The sequence below is a fragment of the Roseovarius gahaiensis genome (genome assembly GCF_011601345.1).
Classification (GTDB): domain Bacteria; phylum Pseudomonadota; class Alphaproteobacteria; order Rhodobacterales; family Rhodobacteraceae; genus Roseovarius; species Roseovarius gahaiensis.
Map to the genome: position 1 here is coordinate 14974 of NZ_JAAORB010000018.1, position 18545 is coordinate 33518.

An 18545-nucleotide genomic window follows, 5' to 3' on the forward strand; every position below is an offset into this window, starting at 1 on the left:
CATGCCCCAAGCCTTCACACCCAAAGTTGTCACCGCCAATGCCCTGCTAGAGGGCGATGTTGTCTATCAAACCAGCGATGATCGCTGGACGCGGCATCTGTCTCAGGCCGAAGTGATCACCGATGAGGCCAACGCAAACCTGCGTCTGTTGATGGCCGAAGGTCAGCCAGACGAAGTGGTCGGGGTGTATCTGGCCGATGTCACACCCGGCCCGGATGGTCCCGAACCCACCCATTTCCGCGAGGAGTTTCGCCGCACAGGCCCCTCGAACTATGCCCATGGCAAACAAGCGGAGCCCGCAGATGTATAATTATTCCGAATTTGATGCCGCCTTTGTGGCCGAACGCAACCGTCAGTTTCGCCAGCAGGTCGAACGCCGTATCAGCGGCGCATTGACCGAAGACGAATTCAAGCCGCTGCGCCTGATGAATGGCCTCTATCTGCAATTGCATGCCTACATGCTGCGCGTGGCGATTCCCTATGGCACGCTTGACAGTGCCAAGATGCGGCAACTGGCCTATATCGCCGAGCGGTGGGACAAGGGCTATGGCCATTTCACCACCCGGCAAAACATCCAGTATAACTGGCCGAAACTGCGCGATGTGCCGGATATGCTGGAGGCTTTGGCCCAGGTCGAGATGCACGCCATTCAGACCAGCGGTAACACCATCCGCAATGTCACCGCCGACCATTTCGCCGGGGCCGCTGCCGATGAAATCGCCGATCCGCGCCCGGTGGCCGAATTGATCCGGCAATGGTCCACCGATCACCCCGAATTTCAATTCCTGCCCCGCAAGTTCAAGATTGCCGTCACCGGCAGCCCAAATGACCGTGCGGTGATTAAGGCGCATGACATTGGCCTGCAAATTGTTGATAGGGACGGTCAGCAGGGCTACCGCGTGATTGTGGGCGGTGGTCTGGGCCGAACGCCGATGATCGGCAAAATCTTGGCCGAGTTCATCACCCAAGACGATCTTTTGCCCTATCTGGATTCCGTCGTCAGCGTCTGGAATCAGATCGGGCGGCGCGACAACAAGTATAAATCCCGCATCAAGATCACCGTGCATGAACACGGGATCGACGATATTCGCCAGCGGGTGGAGGCGCGGTTTGCGCTGGTTCGCCCCAGCTTTGGTGGAATTGACGTGGCTTTATTCGATCAGATCAAAGCCGCCTTTGCGCCGCCGGCTTTTCGCAGCGCTAGCACAGACGATTACCAGACGGCCTATAGCGCCGATCCGGTCTTTCGGGCGTGGTGCGACACGAACTTGGCCGACCATCGCGCGCCGGGCTATGCCATCGTGCAGATCAGCCTCAAGGCGCATGGCGCAACACCGGGCGACGCCACGGCGGACCAGATGCGCGTGCTGGCCGATTTAGCCGAGTTTTACGGCCATGACGAATTGCGCATCAGCCATGAGCAGAACGTGATTCTGCCACATGTCCACAAATCCGATTTGCCCGCCGTGCATGGCATCTTGAAAAAGCACGGGCTGGCTACCGCGAATATCGGGCTGATTTCCGATATCATCGCCTGCCCCGGCATGGATTACTGCGCCTTGGCAACGGCGCGGTCGATCCCGATTGCACAGCAAATCGCCACACGGTTTGACGAATTGAAGCTGGAGCATGAGATCGGCGATCTGAAGATCAAGATTTCGGGCTGCATCAATGCCTGCGGGCATCACCATGTCGGGCATATCGGGATTCTTGGCCTCGACCGGGCGGGTGTGGAAAACTACCAAGTCACGCTTGGCGGCGACCACACGCAGGACGCCGCCCTTGGGCAGCGCACCGGGCCGGGGTTTTCCGCCGACGAGATCATCCCCGCGATTGAGCGTATCGTTTATACCTATCTTGAGAATCGCCACGAGGCGTCCGAGCCGTTCCTGCAGACCTTTCGCCGGATTGGCATGGCCCCCTTCAAGGCGGCCCTTTATGACAAGGTCAACGCCTATGCCGCGCAGTGATCTAGCCCCCCGCGTGGCGCGGCTGAACGCGCGCTATCGCCACCATTCGGCGACCGCCGTTCTGGAACACGCGTTGCATGATCCAGACGCGGGGTCGCTGGCGCTGGTCTCAAGCTTCGGGGCGGAATCGGTGGTGTTGCTGCATATGGTATCGGTCGCACGCCGTGACACGCCGGTTATCTTTATCGACACGCAGATGCTGTTTGCCGAAACGCTGGTCTATCAACAGGAATTGGCCGAGAGATTGAACCTGAGCGATTTGCGGATCATCCGCGCTTGGGACGCCGAGTTGCAGCGGCACGATCCTGACGGCCGCTTGCATCAAACCGCCCCCGACGCCTGCTGCGCTTTGCGCAAGACCCAGCCATTGCAAGACGCCTTGGCCGGTTTCGACGGCTGGATCACCGGGCGTAAACGCTATCAGGGCAACAGCCGCGCCGATCTGGAGTTTTTCGAGGTCGAGGACGCCACCGGCCGGATCAAGGTGAATCCGCTGGCCCATTGGGCCCCCGAAGACCTGCGCAGCTACATGGAGGAAAACCGCCTGCCCCGTCATCCGCTGGTGGCCAAGGGCTATCCGTCCATCGGCTGCGCGCCCTGCACCTCTCGCGTGCAAAATGGTGAAGATCCCCGCTCGGGCCGCTGGCGTGGGCAACAGAAAACAGAATGCGGCATTCATTTCGTCAACGGCAAGATTGTCCGCCAAGGAGAAAACGCATGAGCATCATCGTCACAGACACAGGCTTTGTTCCCGACGATTGGGCCGGTCCGTTCTCGGCCCTTGAAGACGCCCGAAGCGGACATGGCATCGACGTGCCCTCCAGTGCCGACCCGATGGAATTGGCCGGGCGGCTGTCTGACATCCCGCTGATCCGGGTGGATTTTCCCAGCTTTGCTGATGGCCGCGGGTTTACCATCGCCCGGCAACTGCGGCTGATGGGCTATAAGGGCCGATTGCGCGCGCGCGGCCATGTGATCGCCGATCAATATGCCATGGCCCGGCGCGCGGGATTTGACGAGGTGGAAATCGCCGATGATCTGGCGGCCCGGCAGCCCGAAGATCAGTGGCTATTCCGCGCCGATTGGCGGGCAAATGACTATCAAGCCCGCCTGCGCGGTTAACACCCCTTCACCTGACCTGAATCAAAGATTAGTTAGAGGTGTCGGTTTAATCAAATCGGCAAATGCAGCAATGAACGAGATTAGCAAAGTGACCGAAGCAGCAGCCAAGGCCGTCAACAAACCCGCCCTGCCCGACGCGCAGACCGTCACCGAGGTGACCCATTGGACAGACCGCCTGTTTTCTTTTCGGGTGACACGGCCCGCGTCCTTGCGGTTCCGCTCGGGCGAGTTTGTGATGATCGGGCTGATGCAAACCGACGAAAAGACCGGCAAGGAAAAACCGCTTTTGCGGGCCTATTCCATCGCATCGCCGTCTTGGGATGATGAGCTTGAGTTCTATTCGATCAAGGTGCAGGACGGCCCGCTGACCAGCCGCTTGCAGCATATCGAACCCGGCGATCAGATCATTTTGCGCCCAAAACCCGTGGGCACGCTTGTGCATGATGCCCTGTTGCCGGGCAAGCGTGTGTGGTTCTTTGCCACCGGCACCGGCATCGCGCCCTTTGCGTCGCTGTTGCGCGATCCGCAAACCTATAGCGATTACGATGAGGTGATCATCACCCACACCTGCCGTGAAGCAGGCGAATTGGACTATGGGAAACAGTTGATCGACAGCATCCGCAACGACGAGATGCTGGAGGAATTGATCGGCGAAGGCTTTCACGAAAAGCTGCGCTATTACCCCACCACCACCCGCCAAGAGAGCGCCAAAATGGGCCGGATCACCGACCTGATGCGCTCGGGCGAGGTGTTTGAAGATTTGGGCGTCGCGCCACTGGCCCCTGAGACGGATCGTGCGATGGTCTGCGGGAATCTGGCCTTCAACCTTGAGATAAAGGAGATGCTTGAGGAATACGGCCTGCGCGAAGGTGCGAATTCTGCACCCAAGGAATACGTGGTCGAAAAAGCGTTTTTGGACTGACCAAAATCCCAATTTTCAAATACAAAAAAACCCGCGCCAATCTGGCGCGGGTTTCATTTCGTTTGCGGCCCTCGGCTTACATGCCAAGCGCGTCGCGGGCCTTTTCAAGCGTGGTTTTCAACAGGTCGGGATTTTCCTGCGCCTGCTCCAACGACCGCTTCAAAAGTGTTTTCTCCATGTCGCCAAGCGATGAATTTTCGATCGCCTCGGCGGCCTTTTCCATGTTGAAACCATCGACGGTCATCCAGTCGGCGACGCCGTTGGTTGCGGTTTCGGTCGCCTCCGCCTGTTCTGCATCAACGGCCTCATCGGTGGCCTGATCCGCCTCATCCGTTGCGCTTTCGACAGAGTCGACAGTGGTGTCTGCGGCTTCGGCGGCCTCTTCTGCCACCTCATCGACAGCCTCTTCGGTGGCATCTGCCGCGCTATCGGCAGTTTCGGCTGCTGTATCGACGGCACTATCAACCGCATCGCCTGTCGCCTCGGCGGCTTCAGAGGCGGTTTCGGTGGCGTCATCGACCGCGTCTTGCGCCGCGGTGGCCGCGTCATCGGCGGCGTCCATTGTCGCGTCAGCGGCGTCGCCAGCTGCCTCTGTCGCGGCATCGACGGTATCTGTCGCGGCTTCGGTTGCAGTCTCAGCCGCTTCGCTTGCGGCGTCTGCCGCGCTTTCGGCGGTGTCTTCCACGGCGGTCGCGGCATCGCTGGCCGCCTCGACAGTAGAGTCAACGGCGTTTTCGGCAGCATCACCTGCCGCAGTCGCCGCGTCCTCCAGTTGGTCTGGCGCATCCACTGTCGTGTCCGAGACCTGATCGACCACGTCTTGCGGCGATTTGCCGGTAAACAGCATGTAACCGCCAGCCAGCACGACAAGCGCCAGAACGATCCAAAGCAGGTTTCTCATTTTATGGTTCCCCTTAAAAATTTCGCGCGATCTTACGCCACGCATCATACAACTTTCAGATGACAATTAAAAAAGAAAGCGACAAGGGGGAATATGGGGCGGTTCGGCTCAGGTAAGCCTATTTTGCAACTTGAAAGCACCGGACAGCACGGTTACCGTATGGCTTCGGAATAGTCTAACAACTGAAGGATCAAAGCCATAGCTCGCAGACCGCATAACGCGCCCCCGACCCGTGAAACAGGACCACTTATCAACGATAAAATCCGCGCCCCCGAACTTCGCCTGATCGGCGCAGACGGCGAAAATGTTGGTGTTGTAACACCAGAGCGCGCGATGAGCATGGCCGAAGAGGCCGGGTTGGATCTGGTTGAAATTTCGCCGAACGCCACACCGCCGGTCTGCAAGATCATGGACTATGGCAAATTCAAGTATGAACAACAAAAGCGCGAGGCTGAAGCGCGTAAAAAGCAAAAGATCATCGAGGTGAAAGAGGTCAAATTTCGGCCCAACACCGACACGCATGATTATGATGTCAAAATGCGCAACGTGCTGAAATTCCTTGAAAACGGTGACAAGGTAAAGGTGACGCTGCGGTTTCGTGGCCGCGAGATGGCGCACCAAAGCCTTGGCCGTGAGCTTCTTAATCGCGTCGCCGAAGACATCAAAGAGGTGGGCAAGGTTGAAAACATGCCCAAGATGGAAGGCCGTCAGATGATCATGGTGATCGGCCCGGTGGCCCGCTGATCATCACAGAGCTGCTGTGGGCAAACCCCATGGTATCCCCGTGGATTTGCTACACAAACGGCCTGATCGCCAGATTTCGGCACCTTTTCTGAATACATCAGCACCCCTTGCACCCCGCCGTGCAAGGGGTGTTTTTTGTGCGTCGTCTGTGATCCAAGCAACAGATACACGGCCAACATAAATCGCCAAGCACCGAACCAAACTTCAGGAGATCCCAAGATGTGGGAAGACCGTTTTGCCACACCCGAATATATCTTTGGTCAAGAGCCGTCCGTTTTTCTGGCGGAAAATGCCCATCTACTGACAAAGGGCGCAACCGCCTTGGCGGTGGCCGATGGCGAGGGCCGTAATTCGGTTTTCATGGCCCAGCAGGGTATGACGGTGACGGCGCTGGAATACGCCCCGTCTGCGATAGCCAAAGCCAAGGCACTTGCCGAGCGGCATGGCGTCGCCGACCAGATCACATTCCTGCAGGTTGACGTTATGGAGTATGACTGGCCCGAGGTTTACGATCTGGTGGCGGGTATTTTCATTCAGTTTGTCGGCCCCGAAGATCGGGCGCGTTTGTTTGACGCCATGAAGTCCAGCGTTGCGCCGGGTGGGTTGATGATGCTGCATGGCTATACGCCCCAGCAAATCGAGTATGGCACAGGTGGCCCGCCCAACCCGGCGAACATGTATACCCAGACCATACTGCGCGACGCCTTTTCAGGGTGGGAAATCATCCGCTGCGCCGAATACGAGCGTGAGATTCAAGAAGGCACAGGTCATTGTGGGCAGTCCGCCCTGATTGACCTGATCGCGCGCAAGCCCCTGCGCACCGATTGAAACCGCTATTGCGCGGCGGGTTCCAGCACAGTGACCCCGACGGCGGCAGCGCGTGCAAGATCCGGGTCCAGCGACATCGGGATATATTCGCCGCGCCGCCACAACTGCGCCATGTCATCGTAATGGCGCGACAAGAAGTGCCCCGATTGCCCCGTTGAGGTGATGAACACGCTGCTATCGGGATCGGCAAAGTCATAGACCCCCCGAAAGCCCGCGCCATGGACGTTTTGGAACGGATCGGGGCCGCTGCCCTTGGTCCGGCCCCGCAACAAGGTGTTATCGCCACCCGAGGTGGATTGCCTGATGTTCACAAAGTAGCGCAACAGCGGCACCTCGCCCAGAACCGGGTGATCATGGGTGGCCTGATGGGCATCGCCCCACCGCAGGCTTTCAAGCGCTGTCCCATAGGTCTCGTTGATCCAGACAAGCGCGTCGTCAAGCGCCAGCCGGGCGATATCGGTGCAGGTTTCTGTCCGGGTCGATCGCCGCACGTCACACCACGCCGACGCTCCGTCGATATCGCGATAAACCCGTTCGATAAACACCGGATCGGGGTGGCGAAATTCACGGGCCAGCGGCCCCAGATCATCGCGCGTCAGGCGATCTTGCAGGGCGCGCAGCCACGCGGCATAGATCAATGGCTCGGGCATATGTTCGTTCATCTCGCCGTTCCATTCGGACAACAGGTCAAGCGCGCGCTGGCGCTGCCGGTCCGGGGTGCCCTCTGGCGCGGCCTCGCCGGTGAACCACAAATCCTTGCCAATCAGCGGCAAAAGCGACCGGGCGGTAAAGCTGACGGTATCAAGCTGCGCTTCGATAAAGCTGTCGCGGGTGTGCACTGCGCGGGTTTGCATCAGCCGGCGCCAGCGATGCACGCGCTGCGTATCACCCCAGACAAAGCTGACATGCAGCGGAAATGGCCTGTCGACCGTTTTGTTGTTTGTATTGCCCAACACCCCGCCCGAGGGCGCGATGAATTCGGGATTGGCCGAATAGGGGCTGGTGCCTCGCCAGCGGTTTTGCCGGACCCACCCACGCGCAGGCATACGCCCTTGGGTGTCGTGCTGCGCGTTGCGGCGCGGCATCGCGCCGATGGTTTTCAGTGCGATCGTGTCGTGATCGACAAGGGTCAGGTTCTGCGAGGGCGCAACATAAAGCTGTCCGGCGGCCAATGCTTCATCAACCGAGGCCGATTTCATCAAACGCATGCCCGCGGTCATCGTTGTGTCGGCATCCGTTAGCGCCGTCCATGACAGCGCGGCCACATGGCCCGACGGGGTGATGGTGGCCAGATCGTAATGCGAGCCGGGCAGCACCGGCCCGTTATCTGTCCAGCGCAACGTCAGGGTGATCGGATCAGCATCCTTGATCCGGATGATCGTTCTTTCGGTCCGAAACGGCTTGGGGCCTTCCGGCGTCAGGTATTCATCTGGATCGTCAGGGTTGAGTTTTTCGATGAACACATCCTGATCATCCATGTAAGACGAGGTGATCCCCCATCCCAGATCATGGCTGCGGCCGGTCATCACCACGGGCAAGCCGGGGATGGTGCCGCCAATCACCCCACCGCTTTGCAAATCCAGCCGGGCCAAATACCAGATGGCCGGGGCGGTAAATCCAAGATGCGGATCATTGGCCAGCAACGCCCCCCCCGAGGCCGAGCGCGCAGGCGCTGCCGCCCATGCATTCGAGGCCCCGGCAAAGGCGCGTTTCTTGAACGGCGACAGCGGGTGCTGGTCTTTTTGTGGCAGGGCGGCGTGGCGCAACCCTTCGGCCCCCGGCATCAGCGCGGCATAATCAGGCAGGGCCGCGATCCCGCTGCCCGGCGCCTCGGGCAGTATATCGGCAAGGCGCGCCTCGTCCTCCACCTCAAGCGAGGTGCGGGCATAGAGCACCTCGTTTTCCAGATGCGCCGACAGTTGCACCGCCATCAATTTGATGATGGCGATGGAATCGGCCGGCTGCCACGGGGCAATCGGCGCATTGAACAAAAACATCTCGGGTGCGCCACGGCCAAGGGCGCCGTCGTTGATCTCGGTCAGGCGGGCGTTCACACCAGCCGCATAGGCGCGCAGCGCCTGCTGCGTGGCCTCATCCTGAGCCGCAACAGACCTGCGCGCCAGATCGTAAAGCCCATACCGGCGCATCAGCTTGTCAATATCGATGGTGCGTGGGCCAAACACCTCGGACAGGCGGCCCTGCACGGTGCGGCGCAGGGTCACCATCTGCCACAGGCGGTCTTGGGCATGGGCGTAGCCAAGGCCGAAAAACGTGTCGTCGTCAGAGGCACCGAAAATATGCGGCACATTGGCATTGTCGCGCACAATCTCGACCGGGGCGCTGACCCCCTTAACGGCAAGCTGCTTGTCATAATCCGGCAGCGACCGCGACAACAGGAAATACAGCCCCACCACCGCCAGCAAAGCCAGCAGGATCGCGCCGCCTGTCAGCCGCAGCAGCCATTTGAAAATCAGCACCATGCCCCTGCCCCGGTTTTTCCTTGCATCCGCTCATGGGATAGTCAGAAATCACCTTCGAGACAATGAAAAGGGAGAGGACGATGACGAAACTGGCATTTCTAGGCCTTGGTGTGATGGGCTACCCGATGGCGGGACATCTGCAAGCGGCGGGCCATGACGTCTGCGTCTATAACCGAACTGGGACCAAGGCCGAAAAATGGGTGGCCGAACATGGCGGGCAAATGGCCGCCACACCGAAAGAGGCCGCCGAGGAGGCCGATTTTGTCATGGCCTGTGTCGGCAATGACGATGACCTGCGCGAGGTGTGCCTTGGCCGCGACGGTGCCTTTGCCGGGATGCGCGACGGCGCCGTATTTGTCGATCATACCACGGTGTCGGCCAAAGTGACCGAAGAGCTTTATGCCAAGGCGCAAGAAGCGGGGTTGAATTTCGTCGATGCGCCGATTTCAGGCGGGCAAGCGGGCGCGGAGAACGGGCAGCTTTCGATCATGTGCGGTGGCGATCAGCCCGCCTATGACGCCGCCGAGCCGGTGATGACGATCTATGCCAAGCTGTGCCGCCGGATCGGCGAAACCGGTGCAGGCCAGATGACCAAGATGTGCAACCAGATCGCCATTGCCGGGCTGGTCCAAGGCCTGAGCGAAGCGCTGCATTTCGCCGAGCGCGCCGGGCTGGACGGGCGCGCGGTGGTCGAGGTGATCAGCCAAGGGGCGGCGGGCAGCTGGCAGATGGCGAACCGCTACGAGACCATGCTGGACGACGAATTTGACCACGGTTTCGCGGTGGACTGGATGCGCAAGGATCTAGGGATCTGTCTGGCGACCGCCAATGAAACCGGGGCATCACTGCCGGTCACGGCGTTGGTCGACCAGTTCTACAAGGATGTGCAAAACATGGGCGGCGGTCGGTGGGACACCTCAAGCCTGTTCAGACGGCTGCGCAAATTGTCGGAGTGAGGACACTTGGCTGAGTGAAGACAATGGGGGCGCTGCCCCCGTCGCAGCAAGCTGCGACTCCCCCGGAGTATTTTGGGAACAATGAAAGCCGAGATATAGTGGAACGCCCCGCCCTGTGGAAAAGGCGGGGCGTTTATTTGTGGTTTTGGATTATCCAGCGGCGGCGACAGCGCGTTTAGTCATGACGGCCACCAGATTCGCGCGGTAATCGCCCGAGCCGTGCAGATCGGCAATCATCCCGTCCCCCGACAGGGTGAGGTCTTCGATCGCGTCGGGCGAGAAGTTTGCGCCAAGCGCCGCCTCGGCCTCGGACCAGCGGAACACGCCTTCCTCCGAGGCACCGGTGATTGCCACGCGCACCCCGTCGGCATATTGCGCCACGAACGCGCCCACCAAAGCAAAGCGCGAGGCGGGCTGTTCGAACTTCATGTAGGCGGCCTTTTGCGGCACCGGGAACTTGACCTCGGTGATGATCTCGCCCTCGTCAAGCGCGGTGGTAAACATGCCCTGAAAGTAGTCATCGGCGGCGATTTCGCGTTTGTTGGTGACGATAGTTGCGCCTGACCCGAGAGCGGCGGCCGGATAGCAGGCCGACGGATCGTTATTGGCAAGGCTGCCGCCGATGGTGCCGCGATTGCGCACCGCCGGGTCACCGATTTGCCCGGCCAGCGCAGCCAGCCCGGGATAGTCGCCCGCGCCTTTGACAACCTCGTCATGGGTGGTGGCCGCGCCGATGCAGATGCGGCCTGCGTCATCCTGACAAATGCCTTTCAGTTCGTCGATGGCGGTCAGGCTGACCAGCGTTTCGGGCATGGCAAGGCGCTGTTTCAGCGTCGGGATCAGGGTTTGCCCGCCGCCAAGCGCCTGATGCTCATCAGACGCGGCCAGCAGTTTCACCGCATCGGCCAGCGTGGTCGGGCGTTCGATATCGAATGCATACATTTTCCGTTTCTCCTTACTTGGCCGATTGGATGGCTTGCCAGACGCGGCCCGGCGTCACCGGCATATCGATGTGATCTAGATTGATGCCACCCGATTGCACCGCATCGACCACGGCGTTGATCACCGTCGGGCACGATCCGATGGCCCCGGCCTCGCCGCAGCCTTTCACGCCAAGCGGGTTGTGCGCACAAGGCGTGCCGTTGGAATGATCCACCGTGAAGAACGGCATGTCATCAGCGCGCGGCATGGCGTAATCCATGTAGCTGGCCGACAAAAGCTGGCCGTTTTCGTCATAGGAACAGTTTTCAAGCAGCGCCTGCCCGATCCCTTGGGCCAATCCACCATGCACCTGTCCGTCCACGATCATTGGGTTGACCACATTGCCGAAATCATCGGCGGTGGTGAACCGTTCGATCGTGACCCTACCAGTTTCGGGGTCGACCTCGACCTCGCAGGCATAGGCGCCAGCCGGGTAGGTAAAGTTGTTGGGATCGTAGAACGCCGTTTCCTCAAGCCCCGGTTCGATGTCTTCGAGCGGGTAGTTATGCGGCACATAGGCCGCCAGCGTCACATCGCCCCAAGCCACCGATTTATCGGTGCCCGCCACGGTGAACTGGCCGTCTTTCAGTTCGATATCAGCCTCGGCGGCCTCCATCAGGTGGGCGGCGATCTTGCGTGCCTTGTTGATGATTTTTTCGGTGGCGCGCACCATCGCCGAGCCGCCGACCGCGATCGAGCGCGAGCCATAGGTGCCCATGCCCATCGGCGTGTTGGCGGTGTCGCCGTGTTCGATCTCGATCATCGATTCGTCGATCCCGATCATGTCGGCCACCACTTGCGGGAACACGGTTTCATGCCCCTGCCCGTGGCTGTGGCTGCCGGTCATCACGGTTATGCCGCCGGTGGCGTTGACCCGCACGGTGGCGGATTCGTAAAGCCCGGCGCGCGCGCCCAACTGCCCCACCAGATGCGAGGGCGCGATGCCGCAGGCCTCGATAAAGCAATTGATGCCAAGGCCGCGCAGCTTGCCGGTCTTTTCGTTTTCGGCGCGGCGGGCGGCAAAGCCGTCAAAATCGGCATTGGCTTCGAGTTTATCCATCAGCCGGTTGAAATCGCCCGAATCGTATTCGACGGCCACTGGCGTGGCGTAGGGAAACTCGGTGATGAAATTCTGCCGCCGCAGGGCAATCGGGTCGACCCCCAACTCGCGGGCGGCCTTGTCGATGACGCGCTCCAATTGATAGGTCGCCTCGGGGCGGCCCGCGCCGCGATAGGCATCGACCGGCACGGTGTTTGTAAACACCGCCTTGACGTTCACATAGACCAGCGGCGTCTTGTAGTTGCCCGCCATCAGCGTGCCATGCAGCCATGTCGGAATCGATGGCGCGAAGGTGGACAGATACGCCCCCATGTTGGCATATGTCTCGGTGCGGACAGCAGTAAAGTTGTTGTCCGCATCCAGCGCCAATTCGATCTTGGTCACGTGGTCGCGCGCTTGCGCGTCGCTGAGAAACGCCTCGGACCGGGTGCAGGTCCATTTCACGGGGCGGTTCAATTCGCGCGCAGCGTAGGTGCAGAACGCCTCTTCGGCGTAGTGGTAGATTTTCGAGCCGAACCCGCCGCCCACATCCGGGGCCACGACGCGCAATTTGTGTTCGGGGATGTTGAGCACGAAAGCGCCCATCAAAAGGCGGATCACATGCGGGTTCTGCGAGGTGGTATACAGCGTGTGCTCGCCGGTGCCGCGGTTGAAATCGCCCACGGCCACGCGCGGTTCCATCGCATTGGGGACAAGGCGATTGTTGACCAGTTCCAGCGTGGTGACATGCGCGGCAGATTTGATGGCGTCATCGACGGCCTGCTTGTTTTCTTCGACAAACCCCCAATCGAAACACAGATTGTCTGACAGATCGTCATGCACCTTGGTGCTACCATCCTCAAGCGCGGCCTTCATATCGATCACAGCGGGCAGGTCTTCGATATCAAGCTCGATCGCCTCGGCGGCGTCGCGCGCCTGTTCACGGGTTTCGGCCACGATGGCGGCAATCGGATCGCCCACATGGCGCACTTTGCCTTCGGCCAAAATCGGATGGCGGGGCTCTTTCATTACCTCGCCGAACCGGTCTGTCACCTGCCAGCCGCAGGGAATGCTGCCTGCGGTTTCAAAATCCTTGCCGGTGAAAATACGAATGACACCGGGCATCGATTCAGCGGTGCTGGTGTCTATGCCGTTGATCTTGCCATGCGCCACGTCCGAGCGCAGGAAATGCACATAGGCTTGGCCGTGCAGGTTGATATCGTCGGTATAATTGCCGATCCCGGTCAAAAACCGGGCGTCTTCGCGCCGTTTGCTGCTGGCGCCGATGCCTCCGTCCTTGGGCATGTTGGGTCTCCTCCCTGAAGGGCTGCGACTTGCGCAGCCGGTGCCGCCTTGGGCGGCTTATACGGTCATGTCATTCGGCGGCGATGGTTTCCACATCCTGCCCGGATGCGGCCATGATCGCCTTGACGATGTTGTGATAGCCGGTGCAGCGGCAAATATTACCTTCAAGATAGTCGCGCACCTCGGCCTCGGTGGGTTTGGGGTTTTCGGCCAGCAGCGCCTTGGCCGACATCACCATGCCGGGCGTGCAAAAGCCGCATTGCAAACCGTGATGCTGGTGAAAGGCATCTTGCACCGGGTCCAGCGTGCCATCGGGGGCAGCGACGCCTTCGATGGTCAGCACTTCGGTGCCCTCGGCCTCGGCGGCGAACATGGTGCAGGCTTTGACGGCTTTGCCATTCACATGCACCACGCATGCGCCACACTGGCTGGTGTCGCAGCCGACATGCGTGCCGGTCAGATTGAGTGAGTCACGCAGAAATTCGACAAGCAGTGTGCGGCCTTCGACATCGCCGGACGCGGGCTTGCCGTTCACGGTCATGTTGACCTGTGGCATTGAGGATCCTCCCATTTGGCTTTTCTTATGTTAGCTGAGTGAGAGTTAAGCACGGGTCCGGCCAGTTGAGAACCCGGTTTTTCATTTTACCTGCCGGGGTTGGCGTGGCTGTGGGCGTGTGGGAATTTCCTTGAGCAAGCCGCCCACGCCCATCTGCGCCATGGCGGCACTGTCCACCGGCACCCCGCAGGCCACACGGGCCAACACCCAATCGGCCCCATGCAACACCGGTGAGCGGGCACTGTTTGGCAATCCGATCACCGGCCTGTCACCGATTTGGCCCAGAAACAGCAGATTGCCGGGATCGACCGGCAGGCCAAAGCGTTCCACCCTCCCCCCGGCAAGGCGCAAGGCCTGCGGGGCCGTGTCATGCGCATCCGAGGTGGCCGAGGCGGTCAGGATCAGCACGATATCGCCGCGCGCGTTTTTGATCGCTTGGGCCAGTGCATGTTCGTCATGCGGGCAATGCAGGGTTTCTGTCAGCTCCATGTCCAAGCCTTTGACGCGCGCCGCGACGGCCTCAAGCCCCTTTTCTCCGGGGCTGCCGGGAATGTCGGTCAGAATCAGGCTGGCGGTGTCATAGACCGGCGTGGCCAGCCGGATGGCGCCGCTGGCCTGCTGCGCGGCCTGCTGCACCGCCTGCACAGATACGCCGTAGGAAATGATCTTGATCGTCGCGGCCATCCCGCCCGGTTGCAACTGATGGTAGGGCGCGACGGTGGCCACTGTCAGCATTGGATCAACGGCATTGGCGGCGTTGATCCGGTCCGCATCCAGCACGACAACACCGGCACGATCTGCAATCAGGTTGACCCGGCCGGTAAACGGCTGTGTCAGGTGCAGGTGTTCCGAGCCGTCCAGCAAAGCGCGCGCCAGATGGTCGGCGGCGGCATCTTCGTGCATGTCATCGGGATCAAGCTGGGCCACGGTCACCTGATCAACCCCGGCGGCGCGCAATTGCGCCAGGTGATCCGGCCCAAGCACCAGCCCCTTGCGCAGCCGCTGGTCGGGAAGTTTCAGCGAATGCGCAAGGATCGCACCTGCGGCCTGCGCGACGGGAACAGGGCCAAATTTCATGCCCCCTGCCTTAGAACGCGGGTCATTTCGGCCAGAATGCTGATGGCAATCTCGGACGGGCCTGCCGCGCCGATATCAAGCCCGATGGGGCCGTGGATCAGGCCAATCTGATCATCGCTATAGCCCTTGTCGCGAAAGCGTTCGACGCGTTTGGCATGGGTCCGGGTTGATCCAAGCGCCCCGATATAGAACACCTCGCTGGCCAGCGCCTGTTCCAACGCTGGATCATCCAGTTTTGGGTCATGGGTCAGCAGCACCAGCGCGGTGCGGCTGTCCAGCCCATAGGCCTGCACGCCCTCATCCGGCCAATCATGCGCGATGGTTTCACCGGGAAAGCGGTCTGCGCTGCCGAAACTTTCGCGCGGATCAATCAACAGCGGATCATAGCCCGCGATCCGGGCCATCGGCACAAGCGCCTGCGCAATATGCACCGCACCCACGACAATCAGGCGCAGTGGCGGGTTATGAATATTGACGAAGGTTTCGCCATCCTCTTCAAAGCCCGAGCGATCCATGCGGAAGCGTTCGGAAAACCCATCATAGAACAATTTGCGCGGCGCATTCATCCCGGTCACATAGGCCACCGGCTGGCGCGCGGCGCGGGCCTGAACCAAGCGCTCTAGCATATCCTCGGGCATCACCGCGCCTATGGGTTCGACAAACACCCGGATGGTGCCACCGCAGGCCAGCCCCACGGCAAAGGCATCGCCATCGCTGACGCCATATTCCAGCATCACCGGCGTGCCGTCTTCGATGGCGTCCAGCGCCTCGGCCACCACCGCGCCTTCGACACAGCCGCCCGAGACCGAGCCCGCGATCTCGCCCGCGCCGGAAATTGCCAGTTGGCTGCCCACGCGGCGCGGCGCGCTTCCCCATGTCTGCACCACCGCGGCCAGCGCCGCCCCCTTGCCCGCGCGGTGCCATGCAAGGGCGGTTTCGGGGATATCGTCAAATCGCTGTGTCGTCATGGTAGGCCTCCCTGTCCAGCAATATGGCGTCGGTGGCGCGGCGCGACAAACGAAAAAGGCCGCCCCCGGTCAGGGGCGGCCCAATGTCTTGGCAAAACCGAGTGCGGTTATTCGGCAGGCGCAACAGCCTCGCCCCCGCCGCGCAGGCGTTCGGGCAAGGCGATGGCAATGGCCACAAAGGCCAGCCCCATGACGATCCCAAGAAGATCGCCCGAAATCGACAGCAGGCTGTCATAGCCCGCGCCCGGCACCGCGCCAAGCGTCAGCTTGGAGCCGTCCAGCAAGCCCGCGGCGTCCCATGCCGGGTAGGTGACCATATAGGCCGCCGCGCCCAGCAGACCGCCCGCGATGAAAAACAGCGCGTCCTTGCGCCCCGAGGCCGCGGCGCAGACGCCGGTGCCGGGGCAATAGCCCGCCGCCGCCCAGCCCGCGCCCAGCATCAGACCCCCGATGAACACACCGGCATAAGCGGTTTTCACGCTCATGTGGCCGACATCGACAAGGCCCAGCATCTGGCCGCCAAACATCAAGACAGACGCAGTGCCGATGGCCAGAAGGATGGTTTTCATCAAATGCAGGTTGGTCAGGGTCAGCATCTTGCCGATCCAGTTGGGGTTCGTCGCCCCGATCCGGTCAAGCACCGCACCGAAGGCGGCACCGATCACGACAGCTAGGATAATGGATGTCATGGCTTAGCCCTCCTGCTTGTACATCATGATGGCCACTGGAACTGCGGCAGCAAAGGCGCCTGCAGCAAAGATATAGCCCGACACAGCGGTCTGCATCATGCCCGACATCATATGCCCCGAGGTGCAGCCGCCAGCCAGACGCGCGCCATACAGCACGACAAAGCCGCCAATGAAAGCGACAGTGTAGCGTTTCACCGGCGTGTCGCCGTAATTGGCATACCAGATCGCGGGCAGTTTGCGTTCATCCGCGCCGATCCCGCCGCGCGCCATGGCCGACAGAAACGCGCCCACTGCCATCGCCAAAACAAAGACAAAGCTGTAGTTCAGCGGGTTGGCGGCATTGGCGGCATATTTCCCATCCGACTTGGCGAGATAAGCGTTGGACGATGTATAGCCATCATCGGTTTGGGTGATCAGATCAGGCACGGCCACATTGCCGATGATCGCATCCAGAATGACGAATTGCGTGGACACGCCAATCGGCTTGACCAGCAGCACCGCCAAAAAGAACACGAGCCCCAGGACCACCCCACCGGTTTTCCAGTTGAGGACCATTTTGGTTTTCCTTCCAAATTTTACATTCTGTTTATTGAATATAACGAGGCAGGGAAGATTGCAATGATCTATAATCGCTCTGCCAACACCGCGCGATCAGGCAGCGCTGTCCATAAGACGCAGCAACCTTGCCTTTTCGCCGGTGTCATCGGCCCGCGAAATCGCCTCGGCCAACTCTTCCAGCGTGGCGATGGAGTGGCCCGCGCGGAACGCATCGACATGCGGCAGCATGGCACGAATGCCGCTGGCGCGCGGCGCAAAGCCATCCCACCGCAACAGCGGATTGAGCCAGATCAGGCGGCGCGCGCTGAGGTGCAGACGCTCGACCTCTTTTTCCAAGGCCGTCGCATTGCCCCGGTCCAGCCCATCGGTGATCAACAACACCACCGCGCCCTGCCCCATCACCCGGCGCGACCAGTCCCGGTTGAAGGCATGTAGGCACTCACCAATGCGCGTGCCGCCCTCCCAGTCCTGCGCCTCGTGACCGGCGGCCGCAAGCGCCGCGTCGACGTCGCGGGTGGCAAGGTGGCGAGTGATGTTGGTCAGCCGCGTCCCGAAGGTGAAGGCATGCACATGCGCCCAGCCCGCGCCTTTTTCATTGGCCACGGCATGCAAGAAATGCAGCACCATGCGGCTATATTGGCTCATCGAGCCGGAAATATCGCACAGCACCACCAAATTGGGCCAGCGTGGACGCGGTTTCTGCAAATGCACCTGACGCATTTCGCCACCCCGCCGCATGGCCGCGCGCAAGGTGCGGCGCGCGTCGATCCGGGTGCCTTGCAGGCTGGCCTGACCGCGCCGCGATGGCAGCGGTTTGACCGGCAAGCGCAGCCGGGCCAGCATCCGCTTGGCCTGCGTGATCTCGGCGGTGGACATCTGTTCGAAATCCAGCGTGCGCAGGCGCTCTTCGGCCGACATAGTGGCCGAGGCGTCGATCTCGATCACCGTTTCCTCGGTCTCCTCGTCTCCCTCTGGCGTGGGCGTCTCGGGGGTCTGGCCATCAAGCAACGCCTCGGCCGCGCGTTTTTCAGCCGATTGCGCCGCGCGATCCTCCTGCACACCGCGAATGGCGGGCAGCATCATCGACATCATATGCTCCATGTAGCGCGGATCGCGCCAGTAGAGGCGGAATATCTGCGCATACACCGCACGGTGTTCGGGGCGGTTCACAAAACAGGCGCGCAGGGTATAGAAGAAATCGGTTTTCGAGGTGAACCCCGCCGCCTGCACCGCGCGGATCGCATCAATCACCCGGCCCGGCCCGATGGGCAACCCCGCCCGGCGCAAGGCGCGCGCGAAATGGGTGATGTTATGAGTCAGCCGGGGTGTGTCCGGCAGATCGAGCGCGGGATATTCAGGCATGTTCGCACTCAAGAGACATCGCACCAGGACTGGCAGGCCGCGCCCTGACGTGACCCGATCCCTTTTTTTGAGTATTTTTGGAACAAT

18 protein-coding genes are annotated in these 18545 nt (G+C 60.9%); 8 read left to right on the forward strand and 10 right to left on the reverse strand.

The genetic code is table 11. The annotated features are described in order from the left end of the window. Position 1: 1 nt before the first annotated feature. From HAT86_RS10015 to HAT86_RS10035, 5 genes are all read left to right on the forward strand, one after another. Entirely contained in the window at positions 2-310 is a 309-nt protein-coding gene (locus HAT86_RS10015; RefSeq protein WP_167196710.1) for a DUF2849 domain-containing protein, read from the forward strand. After that, the gene (locus HAT86_RS10020; RefSeq protein ID WP_167196712.1) at positions 303-1970 is read left to right on the forward strand and encodes a nitrite/sulfite reductase; all 1668 of its coding nucleotides are present in this window, start codon (positions 303-305) and stop codon (positions 1968-1970) included. Before HAT86_RS10015 ends, HAT86_RS10020 begins: the two co-directional genes overlap by 8 nt. After that, complete coding sequence (locus HAT86_RS10025; RefSeq protein ID WP_167196716.1) at positions 1957-2691, forward strand: phosphoadenylyl-sulfate reductase; 735 nt, start codon at positions 1957-1959, stop codon at positions 2689-2691. Before HAT86_RS10020 ends, HAT86_RS10025 begins: the two co-directional genes overlap by 14 nt. After that, the gene (locus tag HAT86_RS10030; protein WP_167196720.1) at positions 2688-3092 is read left to right on the forward strand and encodes a DUF934 domain-containing protein; all 405 of its coding nucleotides are present in this window, start codon (positions 2688-2690) and stop codon (positions 3090-3092) included. The genes HAT86_RS10025 and HAT86_RS10030 overlap by 4 nt, the downstream gene beginning before the upstream one ends. 70 nt (positions 3093-3162) lie before the next feature. Next, on the forward strand, positions 3163-4014 hold the full coding sequence (locus HAT86_RS10035) for a ferredoxin--NADP reductase (protein WP_167196723.1): 852 nt from the start codon (positions 3163-3165) through the stop codon (positions 4012-4014). A 76-nt stretch (positions 4015-4090) separates the two neighbouring features. Here the strand turns inward: HAT86_RS10035 and HAT86_RS10040 are convergent, their stop codons facing one another. Beyond that, a complete protein-coding gene (locus HAT86_RS10040; RefSeq protein ID WP_167196726.1) occupies positions 4091-4915 on the reverse strand; it encodes a translation initiation factor 3 in 825 nt (274 codons plus the stop codon). Between the two features lie 285 nt (positions 4916-5200). Between HAT86_RS10040 and infC the strand changes: the two genes are divergently transcribed. Next, positions 5201-5659 (forward strand): translation initiation factor IF-3, encoded by a 459-nt coding sequence (gene infC / locus HAT86_RS10045; protein WP_331272532.1) that lies wholly within the window; start codon positions 5201-5203, stop codon positions 5657-5659. Positions 5660-5878: 219 nt separating this feature from the next. Continuing rightward, entirely contained in the window at positions 5879-6487 is a 609-nt protein-coding gene (locus HAT86_RS10050) for an SAM-dependent methyltransferase (protein WP_167196729.1), read from the forward strand. 5 nt (positions 6488-6492) lie between these two features. On the opposite strand, the gene HAT86_RS10055 is transcribed toward HAT86_RS10050, so the two are convergent. Next, positions 6493-8967, reverse strand: a complete 2475-nt coding sequence (locus HAT86_RS10055) for a penicillin acylase family protein (RefSeq protein WP_167196732.1) — start codon at positions 8965-8967, stop codon at positions 6493-6495. Between the two features lie 62 nt (positions 8968-9029). On the opposite strand from HAT86_RS10055, the gene HAT86_RS10060 reads away from it, so the two are divergent. Continuing rightward, the gene (locus HAT86_RS10060) at positions 9030-9923 is read left to right on the forward strand and encodes an NAD(P)-dependent oxidoreductase (protein ID WP_167196735.1); all 894 of its coding nucleotides are present in this window, start codon (positions 9030-9032) and stop codon (positions 9921-9923) included. Positions 9924-10073: 150 nt separating this feature from the next. Here HAT86_RS10060 and HAT86_RS10065 read toward each other — a convergent pair whose 3' ends face one another. The 8 genes from HAT86_RS10065 to HAT86_RS10100 all read right to left on the reverse strand — a co-directional run bounded on the left by HAT86_RS10065 (position 10074) and on the right by HAT86_RS10100 (position 18458). Further along, positions 10074-10865: an FAD binding domain-containing protein gene (locus HAT86_RS10065; RefSeq protein WP_167196739.1), complete on the reverse strand. Its 792-nt coding sequence runs from the start codon at positions 10863-10865 to the stop codon at positions 10074-10076. Between the two features lie 13 nt (positions 10866-10878). Beyond that, positions 10879-13248 (reverse strand): xanthine dehydrogenase family protein molybdopterin-binding subunit, encoded by a 2370-nt coding sequence (locus tag HAT86_RS10070; RefSeq protein ID WP_167196743.1) that lies wholly within the window; start codon positions 13246-13248, stop codon positions 10879-10881. A 70-nt stretch (positions 13249-13318) separates the two neighbouring features. After that, complete coding sequence (locus tag HAT86_RS10075; protein WP_167196746.1) at positions 13319-13804, reverse strand: (2Fe-2S)-binding protein; 486 nt, start codon at positions 13802-13804, stop codon at positions 13319-13321. An 81-nt stretch (positions 13805-13885) separates the two neighbouring features. Beyond that, a complete protein-coding gene (locus tag HAT86_RS10080) occupies positions 13886-14881 on the reverse strand; it encodes a molybdopterin-binding protein (protein WP_167196749.1) in 996 nt (331 codons plus the stop codon). Beyond that, complete coding sequence (locus tag HAT86_RS10085) at positions 14878-15849, reverse strand: XdhC family protein (RefSeq protein ID WP_167196752.1); 972 nt, start codon at positions 15847-15849, stop codon at positions 14878-14880. The genes HAT86_RS10080 and HAT86_RS10085 overlap by 4 nt, the downstream gene beginning before the upstream one ends. Positions 15850-15956: 107 nt before the next feature. Continuing rightward, entirely contained in the window at positions 15957-16538 is a 582-nt protein-coding gene (locus HAT86_RS10090; protein ID WP_167196755.1) for a YeeE/YedE thiosulfate transporter family protein, read from the reverse strand. 3 nt (positions 16539-16541) lie between these two features. Continuing rightward, positions 16542-17093 (reverse strand): YeeE/YedE thiosulfate transporter family protein, encoded by a 552-nt coding sequence (locus HAT86_RS10095; protein ID WP_167196758.1) that lies wholly within the window; start codon positions 17091-17093, stop codon positions 16542-16544. Between the two features lie 96 nt (positions 17094-17189). Beyond that, on the reverse strand, positions 17190-18458 hold the full coding sequence (locus tag HAT86_RS10100) for a vWA domain-containing protein (protein ID WP_167196761.1): 1269 nt from the start codon (positions 18456-18458) through the stop codon (positions 17190-17192). Positions 18459-18545: the final 87 nt, after the last annotated feature.

Bases quoted from the DNA above. Each gene is read 5' to 3' on its own strand.
- HAT86_RS10015 (WP_167196710.1), top strand. From the start codon at position 2: ATGCCCCAAGCCTTCACACCCAAAGTTGTCACCGCCAATGCCCTGCTA.
- HAT86_RS10020 (WP_167196712.1), top strand. From the start codon at position 303: ATGTATAATTATTCCGAATTTGATGCCGCCTTTGTGGCCGAACGCAAC.
- HAT86_RS10025 (WP_167196716.1), top strand. From the start codon at position 1,957: ATGCCGCGCAGTGATCTAGCCCCCCGCGTGGCGCGGCTGAACGCGCGC.
- HAT86_RS10030 (WP_167196720.1), top strand. From the start codon at position 2,688: ATGAGCATCATCGTCACAGACACAGGCTTTGTTCCCGACGATTGGGCC.
- HAT86_RS10035 (WP_167196723.1), top strand. From the start codon at position 3,163: ATGAACGAGATTAGCAAAGTGACCGAAGCAGCAGCCAAGGCCGTCAAC.
- HAT86_RS10040 (WP_167196726.1), bottom strand. From the start codon at position 4,915: ATGAGAAACCTGCTTTGGATCGTTCTGGCGCTTGTCGTGCTGGCTGGC.
- HAT86_RS10050 (WP_167196729.1), top strand. From the start codon at position 5,879: ATGTGGGAAGACCGTTTTGCCACACCCGAATATATCTTTGGTCAAGAG.
- HAT86_RS10055 (WP_167196732.1), bottom strand. From the start codon at position 8,967: ATGGTGCTGATTTTCAAATGGCTGCTGCGGCTGACAGGCGGCGCGATC.
- HAT86_RS10060 (WP_167196735.1), top strand. From the start codon at position 9,030: ATGAAAAGGGAGAGGACGATGACGAAACTGGCATTTCTAGGCCTTGGT.
- HAT86_RS10065 (WP_167196739.1), bottom strand. From the start codon at position 10,865: ATGTATGCATTCGATATCGAACGCCCGACCACGCTGGCCGATGCGGTG.
- HAT86_RS10070 (WP_167196743.1), bottom strand. From the start codon at position 13,248: ATGCCCAAGGACGGAGGCATCGGCGCCAGCAGCAAACGGCGCGAAGAC.
- HAT86_RS10075 (WP_167196746.1), bottom strand. From the start codon at position 13,804: ATGCCACAGGTCAACATGACCGTGAACGGCAAGCCCGCGTCCGGCGAT.
- HAT86_RS10080 (WP_167196749.1), bottom strand. From the start codon at position 14,881: ATGAAATTTGGCCCTGTTCCCGTCGCGCAGGCCGCAGGTGCGATCCTT.
- HAT86_RS10085 (WP_167196752.1), bottom strand. From the start codon at position 15,849: ATGACGACACAGCGATTTGACGATATCCCCGAAACCGCCCTTGCATGG.
- HAT86_RS10090 (WP_167196755.1), bottom strand. From the start codon at position 16,538: ATGACATCCATTATCCTAGCTGTCGTGATCGGTGCCGCCTTCGGTGCG.
- HAT86_RS10095 (WP_167196758.1), bottom strand. From the start codon at position 17,093: ATGGTCCTCAACTGGAAAACCGGTGGGGTGGTCCTGGGGCTCGTGTTC.
- HAT86_RS10100 (WP_167196761.1), bottom strand. From the start codon at position 18,458: ATGCCTGAATATCCCGCGCTCGATCTGCCGGACACACCCCGGCTGACT.